We start from the raw sequence: 18,332 nt of genomic DNA on the forward strand, positions 1-18,332 counted from the left end.
CCTTCTTCATAATGCAATCTATCCCTCGATATCTGCATTATAACTTGAAAACCCATTGAATTCGCTTTCATTGTGATATCATTTTTTTACGATGTAAGTAATAGAGGGGGTTCAAATATGAATGCGGTTACAATTGTCATAGGCTCCATTTGTATATTAATGATTGCCTACCGTTTATACGGGACATTCATAGCACTCAAAGTATTAAAACTTGATGATTCCAAGCCGACTCCGGCCCATAAATTAGAAGATGGAAAAGATTATGTTCCAACAAATAAATGGGTGGCATTCGGCCATCATTTTGCAGCCATTGCTGCGGCTGGTCCTTTGGTGGGTCCGATCCTTGCAGCACAATTCGGCTATTTGCCAAGTTTATTATGGCTTTTGATCGGGGCTGTAATCGGGGGGGCCGTTCATGATGCCGTCGTGCTCTTCGCGTCGATGCGTAAAGACGGCAAATCCCTTTCGGAAGTTGCGAAAGAGGAACTTGGACCTGTAGCAGGCTTCTGTACAGGACTAGCGATGCTTTTTATCATTACGATCACGATGGCAGGACTTTCAATGGTCGTGCTGCATGCTTTGGAAAATAATCCATGGGGGACGTTTGCTGTCGGGATCACCATTCCGATCGCCATGGGTGTAGGGCTTTACCATAAAAAAACCGGCAACCTGAAAGGGGCGACCATCGTCGGGTTCGCGCTCATCATGGCCGGAATTTTACTTGGTCCGAACATTCAAGGAACGGCACTTGGTGAATTATTGACACTTGAAGCGAGTACACTTGCCATCATTTTGCCGATCTATGCTTTCTTCGCTGCCGCATTGCCTGTTTGGCTGCTGCTGGCACCACGTGATTACTTGAGTACATTTATGAAAATCGGTGTATTTGCCGCATTGATTATCGGTGTTTTCGTCGTGAATCCAGAAATCCAGTTTCCTGCGGTTACCGAATTCATTAATGGCGGGGGCCCGATCGTAGCCGGTCCAGTTTGGCCTTTCATTTCAATAACCATCGCCTGTGGAGCGATTTCAGGATTCCATGCATTTGTCGGATCAGGCACAACTCCAAAAATGTTAAACCGTTGGAGTGATATCAAATCCGTTGGTTTCGGAGCGATGCTTGTCGAATGTGTCGTCGCCATCATGGCATTGATTGCTGCGGTTTCGCTGCAGCCAGGAGATTATTTTGCGATTAACTCCACACCTGAAGTATTTCAAACATTAGGCATGGAAACCGTACACCTTGACGAGCTCAGTGAAGAAATCGGCATTAATCTGGAGGGACGGACAGGCGGGGCAGTTACACTTGCTGTCGGCATGACCTATATTTTTACCGAAATACCCTTCTTTGACAAACTGGCTTCGTTTTTCTTCCAATTCGTCATCATGTTCGAGGCGGTGTTCATATTAACCGCAATCGATTCAGGGACACGTGTTGCCCGTTACTTGATCCAGGACTTCTTCGGGGAGTTCTATAAACCATTAAAACGAGTCGACTGGCTGCCGGGGAACATCTTCGCCAGCGCGTTAGCCTGCTTTATCTGGGGATACCTGCTTTACTCTGGGGACATCGGTTCGATCTGGGCACTCTTTGGCGTATCCAACCAGCTCATGGCTTCGATTGGACTCATCATCGGTGCGACCGTCGTATTGAAAATCGCAGACAAACGCTGGTATATCTGGACATGCCTAGTACCCCTTGCCTACTTATATGTAACGGTTAATGTAGCAGGGTACTGGATGGTGAAAAACGTATACCTGAACCCGGACTCTGCAGGATTCAGCATCTTGAACGGAGTATTATCGATCACCATGTTAATCCTGGGCTTGATCATTCTGGTTGCCGCCTTGAAAAAATGGCGGGAGCTTTGGAAAATACCTCAAGCAGAACTATTGAAAAGATCAGCATGAGCATAAAAAAATCCGGGCGGAAAACTGCCCGGATTTTTGTTCGTTGCGAACGGTGGAAAATGCCCTCAATACCGTTTCCTTGTAATTAAGACACCAAAACCTGAAAAAGGAAAGTATCAATAACCCCAACTTTGTTAATGATAGCAAATGAGGAGGTGTGATAAGATGGCAAAAGATGTTCTATGTGAAGTGAATAATTGTAAATATTGGGATTCTGGAAACAAATGCAGTGCAGATGCTATTTATGTTGTCAGCCATAAAGGGAACCAAGCATCAAATAGCAAAGAAACGGATTGCAAGACATTTGATCCAGAAATTTAAACAATCGGGGGTAACCATCAACTGGTTACCTTCTTTCATATTTATTATTGATAATAAAAATCATTTTCATTCAAGATTATAGAAATTCATATTATTTTTTCTTCATGGAAAGGATATTTGGGCGATATATTTGAGAGTTTGATCGATAAAATCGTGAAATTGATCGATAAAATCGAAAGTTTGGTCGATATATACTTGAGATTGAGCGATATATCGAGAATTTGATTGATATATACGTGAATTTGAACGAAATACTCAAGAATTCGCACTATACTTGTGAGTTTGGGCAGTTTACTCGTGAGTTTGAGCAGTTTACTCGTGAGTTTGGGCAGTTTACTCGTGAGTTTGGGCAGTTTACTCGTGAGTTAAGAAGTTTTACTCGTGAGTTTGCACTTACCCGAGAATTACTTTTGAAATAGTCAGCCCATCACCGATTGGAATTAGCATGGATTCCAATTGAGGGTGATTGGCCACCTTTTCATTGAATGCCTTCATAAATGCAGTGTAATGTTTAGGTTCAGCATCCGGATCTGCGACACTGCCCCTCGCAAGTACGTTATCCATGACGATTAAAGCACCCGGTTCTGCCAGTTTAATGCAATATTGCAGGTAATTTTCATAATTGTCCTTGTCAGCATCTATAAAGAAAAAATCAAATTTCCTGTTATCACGCTCAAGTTGTTCAAGGCTTTGCAGAGCTGCTCCGGTCATATATGATACTTGGTCGCCAAAGCCAGCTTTGGTTAGATTGCGATAAGCTAACTTTGCGTATTCCTCCTTTAATTCAAGAGAGGTTAATTTTCCTTCGCTGCCGAATCCCCTGGCAAGGCAGATTCCGCTATACCCCCCAAGAGCGCCTATTTCCAATACATTTTTAGCTCCTGAAATGGATATAAGCATAGTAAGAAGTTTTCCGGATGAGGGGGATACCGATATGGACGGCATTCCGTTTTCTTGTATGGACGAAATGACTTCTTCCAAAAGGGCATCTCCGGAATAAAACACTGAGTCGATATAACTGTTAATTTGTTTCATTCGTTTCCATTCCTTTCTCATTGGAAGTTTCCTTTTCTTCACTTTTCTTATCGGCTGCTTCATTTTCTTGTATTTCAAATAATTGAATGAACTCGTTGATTAACATATCAATTGCTTTCAATTCACCGACTAAGATTTGATTGATGGATTGAAACTCTGGTTTATCTAACTGTTCCATAATGGTTGAACGTTTAAGATTCATCATCTCTAAAAAAGCAATTGCCCTTCCGCGGCGAAACGTTTTGGGGCCACGATGGTGTGAACCATGGTCTTTATGCCTGCCACCGTGATGTCCATCTTTTTTGAATTTTTCATCTCTCATGTTATAACCTCTTTCTGTGTATACAAATGTATACACTTTCTCTTTTGTTTAATGTATACATTTGTATACAAAAAGTCAACTGATAATCGAATAGAATAATCAAAATGCAGTTAATAAAAAGTTTGTCTAAATTGTTATTTAGAGAGGAAAAAAGAGACTTACATTCAAAGATTTTTTTGAAAATAGACCGGTTTGTATAACCAAGGGCAATTGGGATAGCGGTCATGGTTTCCCTATTCTCTGCGAAGCAAAATGGCTACTTGACTGATGTGGCAAATGATTTACCGGTAGCTGCCGCCTCAGGTTCATCACTTGTATTTAAAATTTGTTTGATTTTCGCCATCGTGAATGTGGTGCTTCATTGTTCATGAAAAAACCGAAGTAACAAAGATAAAAAAACAGATCACCATTCAAACGGGTGATCTGTTTTTATTATTTTTGAACTTTACTAAGTAAATCTAAAAGCTGTTGTTTTTCCGTCTCATTCAAGTTGGAAAACTGTGATGCCTGAAAATGCTCTTGTTTTGGAACGACTTCATGAAAAAACTCTTTTCCTTCATCAGTCAATGAAAGGTATTTTGTTTTCCATTCCTGCTCCCGTTTAATCAATCCCATTTCTTCCATTTTCCTTAATAGTTGAGTGATATTGCCTTTCGTCACAAAAAGCTTGTTTGCCAGTTCTTGCTGAGACAATCGTTCATGGGAACCCACTTGAACCAAGATATCGAATTGGGCTGCCGATAGATTCCATTTCTTTAAATGTTGATTGGATTCCCGGATACTCTGATTATATATTCGTGTGATTCGGAACCATAACATTAAACCTAGTCTTTCCTCATTATTAGATGTGAAGGGATGCATGAATGTCACCTCATACTTTCTTTGTCCCAATCAGTTTATGAATAAACTAATTAAGTGTCAAATGCAAAAACTTCCAACTTCTATACAAAGAAACTAGTATAATCTTACGATACTGGTTTCTTTGATTTCTTTATTATGTAGTCGTTAGTTTAGCAAAGATAATAAAAAACAGTGTTAATTCGGCTATAATCACAATATTTGGTACACCGACAAACAAATTAAAAATAAAAAAGAGTGCTAAAATCACTAAAAATAGCCCTAAATGATAAATTTGCAACCGCTGGTGTTTGTGTCTATATTGGTGGAAAACAAAAGTGGTTGAAATGAAATAGAGCAATACGGAACCAAAAACAAAATAGAGGGTGAATGAATAGTGGACCTCATGTAAAAACAATAATCTGATGGCTGCTGCAATCATGCTTATAGACATTAAAATAAACAGATGTCCGTAAATGATGATCTGGCCCGAAGATTGTACAGACTTGTCGACTTTCTTCTCCATGTTATCAAAATATTGCCACCACATAGCTATTATCAGGGCAAATGAAATGATGGAAAAGGCTATCGAATCCCAATTTCCTTGTTTAGGTTGAATTACCGCAAGAGTGCTGACAAGAGCTTCCCCAAAGAGAATGATGGTAAATAGACCAAAGCGCTCTAGCAAGTGGGCCGTATTTGTAGGAACCTTTTCTAAGCACTTTCTTCCAAGGATCGGGACAATGATATCAATCAGAATACCCAAATACAACACAGCATACCGAAGCCAAGAATCAAAAAGGACGGAGAATAATGAAATGGCGATTCCAATCCAAAAATACCTTCCCAAAAAAAGTGCTGCCTTTTTTCTAAATCCCTTTTCTATCCGCTGTACAACAAGATATTGGATAGCAGTCACGGCTCTCAATCCAATATAACCAATTAAAAAAGAAACATAATAGGGATCAAAATCAGCAGATAAGCTTGATGTCATGATCAGGACAAAAAACATTTGCAATATCAAAAATAGCCGTTGATGAAATACATCCTTTCCAAACCGGTTAATAAATATGGTTTGTCCTACCCAAGCCCACCAGATAGGAATAAAAATCAATACGAACTTTAATAAATACTCTGGATGGATATAACCATCTTCAACATGCAGTAAAACATGAGTTGCGCCAGCAACGGCCGCCACAAATAACAAATCATAAAAGAGCTCTAACCATGTAACTTTCTTTTCATCCATCTCTGCACTCCTCCCAATCGCCTTATAGTTTATAGTATGTTGGAAATATTCAGAAAATGGAAGGGGGGTTCAATATAACTTTGGGGAAAGCAATTTAGAATTCATGATCCATTATAAGAAGTTCTAATTACCCAATATTAAGTTAAGCCAAATTCAGTAAATATTTAATTAGGAATAACGTCACTTTTTTAATTTTGGTATATTATGGTACTATAGGAGATGATTTCAAACGGGGAGGGAAGTAGATGACCAGAACCATCGGCCTTATTTGTGGCAGTTTACGGGAAAATTCTTATAATCGAATCATTGCTCAATCATTGACAGATATGGTTGATTCGTATCAATTTCGCTGGATCGAAATTAATGATCTTCCGTTGTTTAACGAAGACTTAGAAATAAGTGGGGTTCCAGAAACAGTGGCATCATTTAAATCCGCCATCCAGGGCGTCGACGGTATCATTATCGTGAGTCCAGAGTACAATTCTGGAATACCAGGCGTATTAAAAAATGCATTGGACTGGGCATCAAGACCTCGGGAGTTCGCTGTTCTTACCAAAAAACCAGTTGGCCTGATTGGAGCTACTCCTGGTGGAATGGGAACTGCATTTGCTCAAATGCAAATCAGGCAAGTATTAGAAGCCATGCAAGTTCATGTTCTTCCATTTCAAAAAATGCTGATTTCGCAAGTACATAAAAAGATTGATCCTGATCGGAAAGTGCTTACTGACGATCAAACAAAACGTTATCTTGAGCGTTATTTACAACAATTCATACATTGGATCGATCACACTCCAATTATAGATTAACAATCAATGATTCTTAATCTATATATGATTGACAGGCTATGAGTTTATAGATAAACTAATAGCAACAGTCAGTTAAGTTATAAACTGACTGGAACCAACGAAGGAGTTGGGGGGATTTCCCTACATATGAACTTTCTTCGATAGCTTTTAATAAAAGGAGGACTTTAAAAATGTCTGATCTCTATTCCCGTCTTTCCAAAGATGATGCTGCCGTTCTTCTGGTGGATCATCAAACCGGTCTTATTTCCGGGCTAGTGCGTGATTATGGTGTTGATGAATTCAAGAACAATGTTATGGCTCTGGCCAATACAGCTAAGTTTTTTGATTTACCAGTCATTTTAACGACAAGCTTTGAAAACGGACCAAACGGACCGCTCATGCAAGAATTGGAAGAACTCTTTCCTCACGCACCAAAAATAGCTCGGCCTGGACAAATTAACGCATGGGATAATGAAGATTTTGTTAAAGCAATCGAAGAAACTGGAAAAAAACAACTTATTATCGCGGGAGTGGTTACAGATGTCTGTGTTGCTTTCCCGGCACTTTCCGCTTTAAAAGCTGGTTATGAAGTATTCGCTGTCACTGATGCTTCTGGAACAGTAAGCAAACAGGTAGCTGATGCGGCTTTAGCGCGTATGGCCCATGGCGGTGTGCAGCTTATGAACTGGTTTAGTGTAGCGTGCGAATTACAACGTGATTGGCGCAACGATGTCGAAGGTTTTGGTGCTTTACTTTCCAGCCAGCTTCCTGGTTATCAAAATATCATCGGAAGCTATAGGGGAGCTCAGCGCGACTTCAGCAAGCAAATCTAGATTGTGTCTTTATCCAAGTTGATAAGAGGGGCCATTATGTCCTTCCCAGTTTGTAAACAAAAAGGTTTCGGAATGTTCTCATTCCGAAACCTTTTTTATTTTTTACCGGATTTGAAGCGTTCTTAAACGCGTTTTATAAGCTGCAGCTTTCAAACAAAAAAAGAATGTACCATGATTATTCTTCAAAACCTTATTCATTTGAATAGTTAGAGGATACCCTTCGTAAAGTCTTCTTTTTGTTTATCGTTTTTTGAACCATTTTTTTATCATTATGCATTCTCCAATTAATAAACCTACTAGAACACAAGTAATGCCTATAAAATAATCTGGATTTTCAAATAAAATGTCTGCAAGTATTGTACCAATAAAAACCCCTAAAAGAATAATAATATATGATTTATATCTAAACCTTAGGTAATTAAACATGAAAATACAATTCCTCACTTTTTTAGTTAGTATATTACGCATTGTAATCTAAATATTTTGAATTTAAAAATAAAAAGAGGAGGTTTTACCTATGGAAAAAGAGATTTTAAGTCTATTTGTTACCTTTGCTATTACTTTTTCATTATTTTCAAGTAGTACTATAGCATTTGCTTCTCAAGAACATGAAAATGAAGAAATATTGTTTGAAGGAACTAGCGAGGAGCTTCACTTTAATAGTGTTGAGAACGATAACTTCATCATTTCAACAGTTACAGATGCAGAAGGGAATCAGATTACTGAAGTAAAGATTAATAAATTAACAAATCAGTTGGAAATTAATGGTATGAATTTGTCTAAAGAAGAACAGATAGAACTTAATAATTATGTTGAATATGTTAATAATGAATATATTTCCGATAGTGAATACTTTGTCTCAGCAGAAAATGAAGTTCCAATTATAGAAATGGCCTCAGCTAATGCGTGCAAGTATTAAAGTCTGGGGACGTATTATGGAAGTTCAGCTGTACCTAAAATAGGTGTTTCAGCATTTGCAGCATATCTATCTACTATTACGAAAGCTCCTTACAGTTCAGCTTTAGCAGCTGCAAGTGTTGTTGTTGGCGCTGTTCCAAATATATATTACTCTTTGAATGATGCTCAATGCACATCTGGTAAGTACTTATACAACAAAAGAACAGTGAAATTCTTTAAAGACAAGGCACGTAAAATACAAGTAGGAAAAACAAGTGTGAGTTATCAAAAAAGAGCTAAGTAAAATAGTAATCTGGAACATTACTTGTGATTTATAAACAGGTCCTGTTGGCATATTTCTTAATAGTTATAAAAAAGTGGTGGACGTTTAATCTCAAAACTTTCACGACTTTTTTTGTTTGTTTTAAAGAGTGTGTGCAATTTCATTTTAATACTGCATAATGCACTTTTAATTCACCCGCTTTTCTACAAGGCAGAATGGTAATTGACCTAGCAAGGATGCAGTATTGTGCACAAATGTTTAAAGAGTATATTATTGTGCAGTACCGATGACAACATTCGGACTGAGAAACGCTACATTTTTAATAAGAAGTGAGATATCGTAGAAGCAGGGAGAGGGATTGAGAATGTTTTTAGATGAAAGAAGCGCCAATTTACTAAAACTATTACAGCATTCGCCCATTTCAAAAATGAAAGAGCTTGAAGCCCAAACAGGTCTGACGAGAAGGCAAATCCAATATGGTCTGAGCAAAGCGAATGACTGGCTCCAATTTCATGGATATCAACCGATTCAATATAATCGTGAAATGGGCTACTCCTTTTCTGAAACAATCAGGGATGAAGAATTGAATGTAAAACTAACAAAACGCAATTATATATTTTCAGAGACAGATAGGGAAAAGGTCTTTTACCTCATGATCCTGTTAAGCCGAGAGGAATTGTCCGTCTATCATTTCCAAACGATCACCGGGCTTTCACGAAATACGGTGCTGAAGGATTTAAAAAGACTTAAAGAGAAGAACAGGGACATATCGCTCAAAATCCAGTATTCCAAACAGGATGGCTACGTGGTGATTGGGGAAAGCCGAACAAAGAGATATATCATCGAACGTCTCGTGCATGATGTACTGAACAGTCCCAATAGTGAATGGATCATGGAGTGCATATGGGGAAATCATGAAAAGCAAATCAGCTCGATCCGGTTACAGCTTGAAAGGGCCGAACGTAAATTGGGCATCACCTTTACGGATGAACGGCTTCATGAACTGAGCTATTTATTTCTATGTACAGATCAGCTCATAGGAAAAGGGGAAGAGTTACAGGCCGATGAGAGCTGGGCGCCATTTGTTGCGACGGAAGAATACAAACTGGTTGAGGAAATGACCAGGACGAATGCCTTTCAATCAGTATGGAGCGAAACGGAAAACTTATACGCAACCTTACATTTACTGAGCATGAATCGAACGAAGGATATTTCCCCTCTTAAGGATGATGAAGTCATTCAACACCTTTTGCAGGAAATCGTGGAAGAGTTCGAGAGGCTGGCATTTGTTCACCTAAAAGACAAAGAGCAGCTATGCCAACAATTATACGTTCATTTTAAACCGGCATATCATCGCCTGCGGTATGGCCTCCCGCAAATGAATCCGATGACGGGACGGGTGCAGAAGGTATATCCCGAACTGCATCATTTGACAAAAAAATCTCTGTGGGTGTTGGAGAAAGAGGTTGGCTGTCCAGTATCAGAAGAAGAAGTGGCATATTTCACAATCTATTTTGGCGGATGGCTGCGCAGGCAAGGAACAACATTGGATGATCGAAAACGGGCGATTGTCGTATGCCCGAATGGTATTGGCATCAGCAATATCCTCATTTATACATTGAGGGAATTATTTCCTGATATTTTGTTCCTGGATGTTTTGTCCGTTAGGAATGCGGCTGAATACCCGCTGTCGTACGATCTTGTTTTCTCGACAGTGCATATGAGAACAAAAGCGGCATTATTCGTTGTACCGCCGATTTTGGAAATGCAGGACAAACATACATTACGCCAGCAGGTCATGCAGGAATTGTATGGATATACGAGTGAAAGTGTGGATGTTGCAGCTTTATTAAAGATCATTTCCAAGTATGCAACCATCCATGAACAGGATCAGCTTGAAAAGGCTTTGAAGTCGAATGTGTATACCCATACACCAAAAATAACCCAATTTTCTTTAAAGGAGGCAGAGAAGCCTGTGTTAGAAGAACTGCTCAATATGCAAACAATCCAATTACAGCAGCAAGTTTCCGATTGGAAAGAAGCCATTCAAGTCGCGGCCAAGCCTCTCGTGGACTTAGGTACCGTCGAAGAACGATATGTGGATGCCATGATTGAGGCAATAGAAACGAATGGACCATATGTAGTGATAACGCCTGGAGTGGCGATTCCCCATGCACGTCCGGAGCAGGGGGTCAGGTCTTTATCCATGAGTTTGCTGAAATTGGATGAGGCCGTGGACTTTGCGCCGGATAAACCGGTCCGCCTGATTATCATTTTGGCGGCAGTGGATAACGATTCGCATCTGCGGGCATTGATCCAGCTTACTCAATTATTGAATGAGCCAGCCAATATAGAAGAAATCTTAAGCACTTCAGATAAATCGGTCCTTATGGAGTACGTTCATAAATATTCGAAGGAGGAAGCGGAATGAAAATCATGGTAGTATGCGGAAACGGATTGGGAAGCAGCTTCATCATGGAGATGAATGTGAAGAAAGCATTGACGGAAATGGGGAAGACGGCCGAGGTGGATCATACGGATCTGGCATCCGCAAAAACGGTTCAGGCTGATATTTTCCTGGGAGCGGCAGATATTGTCGGTCAGCTGGATGATGGAACCCGGACGATCGTCACACTGGAGAACATGATGAGCATCCCTGAAATCAAATCAAAATTGGAAATGCACGTAGGATAAAAAAAGGAGAGATTGATATGAAGAAAATCATGGTAGTATGCGGAAATGGATTGGGAAGCAGCTTCATCATGGAGATGAATGTGAAGAAAGCATTGACGGAAATGGGGAAGACAGCCGAGGTGGATCATACGGATCTGGCATCCGCAAAAACGGTTCAGGCTGATATTTTCCTGGGAGCGGCGGATATTGTCGGTCAGCTGGATGATGGAACCCGGACGATCGTCACACTGGAAAACATGATGAGCATTCCTGAAATCACATCGAAATTGGCTTCACATCTATAAGAAGAAAACATAAAGAAGAGGGGGAGAGGCAATGCTGGAACTTATCATGAATGACATCTTGGGTACACCTTCCATACTTGTGGGGCTGTTTGCCCTCATCGGACTGCTGTTACAGCGGAAATCCAGTGCGGATGTCGTATCTGGAACGCTAAAAACCGTCATGGGCTTCATTATCATCGGAGCGGGAGCGGCGGTGCTCATTGGCGCCCTTGATATATTCAGTAAAATGTTCGATCATGCATTCAACGTACAAGGCGTCATACCGAATAACGAAGCCATTGTCGCAGCCGCCCAAAGTGATTTTGGGACTTCGACTGCACTTATCATGGTATTTGGTATGGTTGTCAATGTTTTGCTAGCTCGTTTCACGCCATTTAAATATATATTTTTAACGGGACACCATACCTTATTCATGGCTTGTTTACTTGCAGTCACCCTATCCGTCGGCGGGCTCAGCGGATTTCCGCTTATCTTGGTCGGCTCCATTCTATTAGGAGTATGCATGGTGATGTTCCCAGCCCTCCTTCAGCCATACGTACGGAAGATTACCGGCAGCGATGATTTTGCCATCGGCCATTTCGGCACAATCGGGTATTTCGTATCCGCGACTGTGGGAAAATGGTTTGGAAATAAGGAAAAAACGACAGAGCAAATCAAGGTTCCTAAATCTTTAGGATTCCTGAGGGATACATCAGTCGCTGTATCGCTTACGATGACGATGTTCTTCGTGATCGTCGCATTGTTTGCCGGACAGAACTATATTGAAACGGAATTATCCGGCGGTTCGAACTTCATCGTATTTTCTTTCATCCAGGCGATAACATTTGCTGCAGGAGTCTACATCATCCTTGCGGGGGTACGGATGTTAATTGCTGAAATCGTTCCTGCATTCAAAGGGATTGCCGATAAAGTGGCGCCGAATACAAAACCTGCATTGGACTGTCCGACCATCTTTCCATTCGCTCCAAATGCAGTGATCATCGGGTTCCTATTCAGTTTCCTGGCTGGACTATTATCCATGTTCCTCCTTCCGGTACTAGGATTGAAAGTAATCGTTCCGGGACTTGTACCGCATTTCTTCACCGGAGCTGCAGCAGGTGTTTTCGGAAATGCCACAGGAGGCAGACGCGGAGCGATGCTTGGATCGTTTGCCAACGGACTCATCATCAGTTTCCTGCCGGCGATACTCCTGGTCTTCTTGGGGGATGTAGGGTTTGAAGGGACCACATTTGGTGATTCGGACTTCGGTGTGGTCGGTCTCTTGATCCTGAGTGTCATGAAACTTTTAGGATTATCCTAAACTGTTATACTAACAAGGTACAGAAATAAAAATATATGAATGAAACCAGCAGCCTAACATCTTCTAGATAATGGGCTGTTGGCATTTTCATCATCATTCTGATTTTTGAGGTGATTTTCATGACCAACAAGGCAATTGTGCTCGATTTGGATGGCACGACATTGAACGAAAGAAATAATGTGAATGAGACGCTGGAACAATACATAGGCGAACTCAGGAAAAGCGGTAAACTGATTTTCATTGCAACAGGAAGAACGCTGGAAGAAGTGAGGGACGTTTTGCCGTCCGGCATGGAAGCCGATGGAATGGTGACCGCCAATGGAATGTCCGTATTCATCGGAAAGGAACAAATAGTAGAACACGCCCTGTCGACGGAACTTGTGGAGGAATTGGTAGCAAAAGCAGGAGCAGAAGAGATTTTTTACGAAGTTCATCCGAATGATGGAACACGGATGGCATTACTTAAAGATAAAGACTATATGGTTAAACAAGGTTTGATACCAAAACCTGAGACAGTCGATGAAAATGAATGGCTATCAAGACAGGATGCAGTCGAAGACAAAATAAGATGGTCGGAACAATTGGATATAAGCAGCGTCGCCAAGATCTACTTTTTCAGCAATGAAATGAATACGATTCGAAAATGGAAAGCGGAGTTGGGGAAAATCAAGCAGTACAATGCCTTTACCACAGCTTCCTCCACCCATCATAATGTAGAAGTGACCGTGGAAGGCATCACAAAAGCAACAGGCGTTCAACTGCTGCTGAAACATTTTCAGCTAGCACCCGAAAATATCCTCGCAGTTGGCGATGGCGAAAATGACCTCCCGCTATTTAAACTCGCCGGACATTGCGTTGCCATGAAAAATGCCACTGACCTTGTCAAAGAACAAGCCGATGAAGTGACGGAGTATTCATATCGAGAAGATGGACTGTATCGCTTTTTAAAGGCTAAGTTTCATTGAAACCTGGAAGGCGAGTGCCTTACGTTCCAAACAACGTGTAAGTTTTGACAACTTAATTATGTCTACAAAAGGGGTTCGGAATGGTATCATTCCGGACCTTGATATTAAACAAGATTCCTTAATGGTTTTAAACTGTTTGAAACCCTCAAAGGATTGAAGAAATTTGCGACACTCCTGCCGAATAACTGGCTAGCCGAGACCCCACAGACGCTTGCGTCGAGGAGGCTTGGCAGACAGTCGGCGGAAAGGGAGCGGATTTCTGCAATCAACTCCGAACGTTTTTTATTTACTTCTACCTAATTTTAACAGTATCGGTATGAGTTTTACCATTATGTTCCCAAACTACGGACACAACTGTGCCTTTTGATGGCTTAGGTCCTAAGGAAAAATCATCTGAAAAAGGATGCAGAACAGTAATTTCGCCATCTTCCGCCCTTCCTTCTTCAAAACTATCGATACGTGTTTTAACTTTATCATTTACCTCAACTACAATGGCTTTTACAGTTGCATTATCGTTATTTCCTTGTTTTAAATGACCTTCCCATCCATATGGTTCGCTGGGATCTATATTTTTCGAATAAGTTACCTTCCACATCCCATTGTCTGAAGTTCCCGATATTACGATACTTGAGTAATACCAATAAACGCAGGCTACAATGAGAGCTAACGGTATTATAATTTTCAAATATTTATTTCTAATCATATAACCCAATGCTTTCCTCCAAATACTTGTTTTATCTATATTTTAACATATTACGGAAAAAATAAGATTTATTATACAAATCATTTTGCTTACTTGTTTACACAGATGAATTCAATGGATTGAAGAAATATGCGACATCCCTGCAAAATAAATGGCTAACCAAGGTCGCTTGGCAGAAAGTAGGCGGAAAGGGAGCGGATTTCTAAAATCAACTGGAACGTGTTTTAATTTGTCTATATTCTAGAAGTTACAGCAGTTTGTAGACAAAAGGAGATCCATCTAAGTTTTTAAGCAAAGTTGATTGGAACGGAAGGTACGAGACTCCCGTGGAAAGCGAGTACCCTACGTTCCACTTAATTAATATCGAGCTTGTCTCCAGTCTGAAGCCAATCTTAAAGATCCGCTCTTTTTCCTATAGGATAAGAAAAGCTACAAAAGCTGCTTCATTCACTTTATTTTCCGAAAATTTTAACCTCACACAATCCAAAACCCAAAACTGTTCCTTAACTGGAAGTAAAATTTTAAATATTATGATATATTAAAGGGAAATCATAATGTTTATTTTGTATAAATACGTTATTTTAGTTTCCTAGGATAACAATTACTAGACGTAGAAAGGATTAATGAAGCATGAAGAGAGTGACGACAGAAGATGTGGCAAAAATAGCGGGTGTTTCACAATCGACCGTTTCCAGGGTGTTGAATGATTACCCCTATATTAAGAAAAACACTCGTGACAAGGTTCTTGCTGTAATTAATGAGCTGGGTTTTACAAGGGATGAAATAGCCAGAAGCCTTGTTGAAAAAAGAACCAAATCAATAGGTTTGATATTAGGGAGCATTTCAAATCCATTCTTTGCTGAAACGGCGGAAGTCATTATAGAAAGGGCACAGGAATTAAAATATGATGTCATCGTTTATAACACGGGGCATAAAGATGAAAACTTGGAACAAGCCATTAATTTGCTGATTGGCAAAAGGGTAGAGGGAATCATTCTTACAAGCGTTAGTAAAAACTATACTGAAAAAATCAAAAAGTTACATGATAATGGATTTCCAGTATTATTATATAATAGTTTCCTCGATATCAAGGACGTTAACTTTATCGTAATGGACAATAATAAAGGTGCCAGGCTCGCTGTTCAGCATCTAATAAAATTAGGACATAAAAAAATTGCGAAAATATCCGGTCCATCCAAATACTTGGCAACATATGAGCGAACGGTAGGTTATAAAGAAGAGCTGATGGAGAACGGATATGAGATTGATGAAGGTTTGATTTTCAATAGCGAATTTTCCTATGACAAGATTTATTCATTTACAAAAAAACTGCTGAAAAAGAAGGACAGGCCGACTGCAATCATTGCCGCATCCGATCAGATGGCTCTCGCAGTCTTAGATGCAGCTTCAAGTCTGAATTTGAAAATCCCTGCTGATTTATCCGTTGTTGGGTTTGATAATATAAGATTGTCCTCTAATGAATTTATAGGGCTGACCACAGTATCTCAACAAATGGATCAAATGTCCTTAACAGCTTTGGAAAAACTAATCTTTCTCATAGAAAATAAAGAAACATCATCTTCATCTATACAAATTTTTCTTAAGCCTGAATTGATGGTCCGTAAAACAACAGGGCCTGCCCCCATGCAAGACTAAGGGTAAAGGCAGGTTTTGGGTTGGGCCTTAAGTGTATTTTTTATTAACACTCCTTATATAGAAATCGGTCACTTTTAATATATAAATTAAAGTTTTTTAGACTTAATATTATTTTTACTATTTACAAAAGTCAGAAAGTTGTTTATATTGTAATTTGTAATCGCTAACAAGTATTTTGCATAATTTTGAATACGTATTCAAAACCAAAATGCCAAATGCCTGAATGTAAAAAAATCGCCTCGATGAGGTAAAGATAGGTGATAGATTGGATATAAATCATTTATTTAATTTAAGCGGTAAAGTGGCTATTATAACAGGCGCAAGTAAAGGAATCGGTAAAGACTTAGCCCATTTGCTTGCGCAGGCCGGAGCCGATATAGCGATAGTTGCCCGCAATAAAGAGCAACTCGAAGAAGCTGCACATGAAATTGGGCAAACCGGTGCAAATGTTTTACCCGTTTCATTTGACTTAACAAAGGTTGAGGAAACGGCGGAAGTAATGGAAGGGATATACAAACACTTCGGTAAGATTGATATTTTAATAAATAATGCAGGAATTAACGTGGCAAAGCCAGCTGAAGTGCTGACATCGCAAGATTGGGATACAGTACTGGACATTAATTTAAAAAGTGTATTTTTTACGAGCCAAGCTGCAGGGAAGTATATGATCGACCAAAAAAAAGGCAAAATCATAAATATGTCTTCGCAAATGGCATTCGTCGGTTATTACAAAAGGGCTGCATACTCCTCCAGTAAAGGCGGAATTACACAGCTGACAAAAGCGCTTGCGATAGAATGGGCACCATATCAGGTCAATGTCAATGCCATTGCTCCAACTTTCATTGAAACACCGATGACCAAGCCGATGTTTGAAGATGAAACGTTCAAAACTGAAGTATTGAGCAGAATTCCGCTTGGCAGACTTGCTAAAACGGAGGATTTATTTGGCGGCGTGGTCTATCTGGCATCGGATTGTTCAGATATGATGACAGGTCAAACATTGGTGGTTGATGGCGGATGGACTGTCTGGTGAGTTTTTTGAATACGTATTCAAAGGAGGGGTAATCATGTCTATTGCTCAAAATATAATCCAAGATTTTCGAATGCCGACAGTTTTCCGGGTTGGTGTTGGGGCATTTACGACGTTAGTAAAGGAAATCGAAGAGCTGGGAGCCAAGAAGGTTGCGATTGTAAGTGACAAGGGTCTGGAAAAAGTTGGCGTTGTTCAAAAAGTGTTGGATCATATTAAGCCTCTATCCGTACCAACCATTACATATACGGAGATTTCGGGAGAGCCGACGTTTCAGCTATTGAAGGAGGCCGTACTAACGCTGGATGCCGAAAAATGTGATGTAATCATCGGAATCGGCGGGGGAAGTGCGCTGGATGTAGCAAAAGCAACAGCAGCTTTATGCGGGAAAGACGATATAACAAGTTATCTAAACGGTGAAAAAGTGGTGAAATCGAGAACGGTTAAATGCATTCTTTTGCCGACAACTTCAGGAACAGGTTCGGAAGTGACGATGAATGCCATTTTCGGTGATGAAGAGCAGCAAGTAAAAAGAGGGATCGTAAGCCCGGTATTCCTTCCGGATGTAGCGATCATCGATCCGGAATTGACCATTTCCTGCCCGGCACGAGTTACTGCGGCATCAGGAGTGGACGCCTTTACACATGCCATCGAATCTTATATTGCCATCAAGGCTACACCGCTTACGAAAGTTTATTCAGAGAAAGCAATGAAACTATTTCCTTCGAACATTACGAAAGCTGTCCATAACGGAAATGATTTGGCTGCACGGACAGGAATGAGCTGGGTAAGTTCATTAGCGGGTGTGGCTCTAGCAAATGCAGGGGTTGGGGCGGTTCATGCACTGGCCTATCCGCTAGGCGGTAAATATCATATTGAGCATGGTGTCGCAAATGCCCTTTTAATGCCATTCGTTTTCGAAGTGATTGGGAAAACATGCACGGAAGAAATGATGGAGGTAGCGTCCTTTTTACAGCTGGGTGATTTCAAATCACAGCCAAGCGAAGCATTGAAGGCAGTTGTTGATTATATGTATCAGCTTCTGGAGGATCTTGATTTACCTACATCGTTATCAGAACTTGGGATTGAAGAGGACTCATTACCGATGCTGGCGGAACAGGCGGCCAAAATTGATCGCTTGCTATCGAACACTCCTTATAAGCTAAATGAACAAAAGATTCTCGGAATCTATCAAAGCGCCTTTAAAGGAAGGGTGGGAAACTGAAT

19 protein-coding genes are annotated in these 18,332 nt (G+C 40.3%); 14 read left to right on the forward strand and 5 right to left on the reverse strand.

All coding sequences use genetic code 11. The features are described 5' to 3' along the window. The first annotated feature begins 117 nt into the window (after window positions 1-117). A complete protein-coding gene (gene cstA, locus LQ188_RS14220) occupies window positions 118-1,911 on the forward strand; it encodes a carbon starvation protein CstA (protein ID WP_101224368.1) in 1,794 nt (597 codons plus the stop codon). Window positions 1,912-2,076: 165 nt separating this feature from the next. After that, window positions 2,077-2,232 carry a DUF1540 domain-containing protein gene (locus LQ188_RS14225; protein ID WP_065310844.1) on the forward strand — a complete coding sequence of 52 codons (156 nt, stop codon included), beginning with the start codon at window positions 2,077-2,079 and terminating at the stop codon, window positions 2,230-2,232. A 393-nt stretch (window positions 2,233-2,625) separates the two neighbouring features. On the opposite strand, the gene LQ188_RS14230 is transcribed toward LQ188_RS14225, so the two are convergent. Further along, entirely contained in the window at window positions 2,626-3,267 is a 642-nt protein-coding gene (locus tag LQ188_RS14230) for an O-methyltransferase (RefSeq protein WP_230177163.1), read from the reverse strand. Beyond that, on the reverse strand, window positions 3,254-3,589 hold the full coding sequence (locus LQ188_RS14235; RefSeq protein ID WP_230177164.1) for a hypothetical protein: 336 nt from the start codon (window positions 3,587-3,589) through the stop codon (window positions 3,254-3,256). Before LQ188_RS14235 ends, LQ188_RS14230 begins: the two co-directional genes overlap by 14 nt. 224 nt (window positions 3,590-3,813) lie before the next feature. Here LQ188_RS14235 and LQ188_RS14240 point away from each other — a divergent pair, with 224 nt between their 5' ends. Continuing rightward, entirely contained in the window at window positions 3,814-3,960 is a 147-nt protein-coding gene (locus tag LQ188_RS14240; RefSeq protein ID WP_230177165.1) for a hypothetical protein, read from the forward strand. Between the two features lie 61 nt (window positions 3,961-4,021). Here LQ188_RS14240 and LQ188_RS14245 read toward each other — a convergent pair whose 3' ends face one another. Continuing rightward, window positions 4,022-4,450: a MarR family transcriptional regulator gene (locus LQ188_RS14245; protein ID WP_101224365.1), complete on the reverse strand. Its 429-nt coding sequence runs from the start codon at window positions 4,448-4,450 to the stop codon at window positions 4,022-4,024. Window positions 4,451-4,583: 133 nt separating this feature from the next. Beyond that, window positions 4,584-5,675 carry a low temperature requirement protein A gene (locus LQ188_RS14250; RefSeq protein ID WP_230177167.1) on the reverse strand — a complete coding sequence of 364 codons (1,092 nt, stop codon included), beginning with the start codon at window positions 5,673-5,675 and terminating at the stop codon, window positions 4,584-4,586. A gap of 245 nt (window positions 5,676-5,920) precedes the next feature. Here LQ188_RS14250 and LQ188_RS14255 point away from each other — a divergent pair, with 245 nt between their 5' ends. The 8 genes from LQ188_RS14255 (at window position 5,921) to LQ188_RS14290 (ending at window position 13,716) form a co-directional block, all read left to right on the forward strand. Continuing rightward, window positions 5,921-6,481: an NADPH-dependent FMN reductase gene (locus tag LQ188_RS14255; RefSeq protein ID WP_101224363.1), complete on the forward strand. Its 561-nt coding sequence runs from the start codon at window positions 5,921-5,923 to the stop codon at window positions 6,479-6,481. Window positions 6,482-6,651: 170 nt separating this feature from the next. Beyond that, window positions 6,652-7,293: an isochorismate family cysteine hydrolase YcaC gene (gene ycaC, locus LQ188_RS14260; protein ID WP_101224362.1), complete on the forward strand. Its 642-nt coding sequence runs from the start codon at window positions 6,652-6,654 to the stop codon at window positions 7,291-7,293. A 517-nt stretch (window positions 7,294-7,810) separates the two neighbouring features. Further along, window positions 7,811-8,212, forward strand: coding sequence for a hypothetical protein (locus tag LQ188_RS14265; RefSeq protein ID WP_230177168.1), 402 nt, complete (start codon window positions 7,811-7,813; stop codon window positions 8,210-8,212). Between the two features lie 625 nt (window positions 8,213-8,837). After that, window positions 8,838-10,904: a BglG family transcription antiterminator gene (locus LQ188_RS14270; RefSeq protein ID WP_101224360.1), complete on the forward strand. Its 2,067-nt coding sequence runs from the start codon at window positions 8,838-8,840 to the stop codon at window positions 10,902-10,904. After that, complete coding sequence (locus LQ188_RS14275; protein ID WP_048883162.1) at window positions 10,901-11,167, forward strand: PTS sugar transporter subunit IIB; 267 nt, start codon at window positions 10,901-10,903, stop codon at window positions 11,165-11,167. The genes LQ188_RS14270 and LQ188_RS14275 overlap by 4 nt, the downstream gene beginning before the upstream one ends. A 17-nt stretch (window positions 11,168-11,184) precedes the next feature. Then, window positions 11,185-11,451 (forward strand): PTS sugar transporter subunit IIB, encoded by a 267-nt coding sequence (locus LQ188_RS14280; RefSeq protein WP_048883161.1) that lies wholly within the window; start codon window positions 11,185-11,187, stop codon window positions 11,449-11,451. Window positions 11,452-11,482: 31 nt separating this feature from the next. Further along, a complete protein-coding gene (locus tag LQ188_RS14285) occupies window positions 11,483-12,751 on the forward strand; it encodes a PTS ascorbate transporter subunit IIC (protein WP_230177169.1) in 1,269 nt (422 codons plus the stop codon). Between the two features lie 119 nt (window positions 12,752-12,870). Beyond that, window positions 12,871-13,716 (forward strand): HAD family hydrolase, encoded by an 846-nt coding sequence (locus tag LQ188_RS14290; protein WP_230177170.1) that lies wholly within the window; start codon window positions 12,871-12,873, stop codon window positions 13,714-13,716. Between the two features lie 292 nt (window positions 13,717-14,008). Here LQ188_RS14290 and LQ188_RS14295 read toward each other — a convergent pair whose 3' ends face one another. Next, window positions 14,009-14,428 (reverse strand): hypothetical protein, encoded by a 420-nt coding sequence (locus LQ188_RS14295; protein WP_230177171.1) that lies wholly within the window; start codon window positions 14,426-14,428, stop codon window positions 14,009-14,011. A gap of 621 nt (window positions 14,429-15,049) precedes the next feature. Between LQ188_RS14295 and LQ188_RS14300 the strand changes: the two genes are divergently transcribed. From LQ188_RS14300 to LQ188_RS14310, 3 genes are all read left to right on the forward strand, one after another. Next, window positions 15,050-16,075, forward strand: coding sequence for a LacI family DNA-binding transcriptional regulator (locus LQ188_RS14300; RefSeq protein ID WP_101224356.1), 1,026 nt, complete (start codon window positions 15,050-15,052; stop codon window positions 16,073-16,075). A 265-nt stretch (window positions 16,076-16,340) separates the two neighbouring features. Further along, on the forward strand, window positions 16,341-17,108 hold the full coding sequence (locus tag LQ188_RS14305) for a glucose 1-dehydrogenase (RefSeq protein WP_101224355.1): 768 nt from the start codon (window positions 16,341-16,343) through the stop codon (window positions 17,106-17,108). Between the two features lie 34 nt (window positions 17,109-17,142). After that, window positions 17,143-18,330 (forward strand): iron-containing alcohol dehydrogenase, encoded by a 1,188-nt coding sequence (locus tag LQ188_RS14310; protein WP_101224354.1) that lies wholly within the window; start codon window positions 17,143-17,145, stop codon window positions 18,328-18,330. Window positions 18,331-18,332 lie beyond the last annotated feature (2 nt).

The organism is Peribacillus sp. Bi134, from assembly GCF_918698065.1.
GTDB lineage: Bacteria > Bacillota > Bacilli > Bacillales > DSM-1321 > Peribacillus.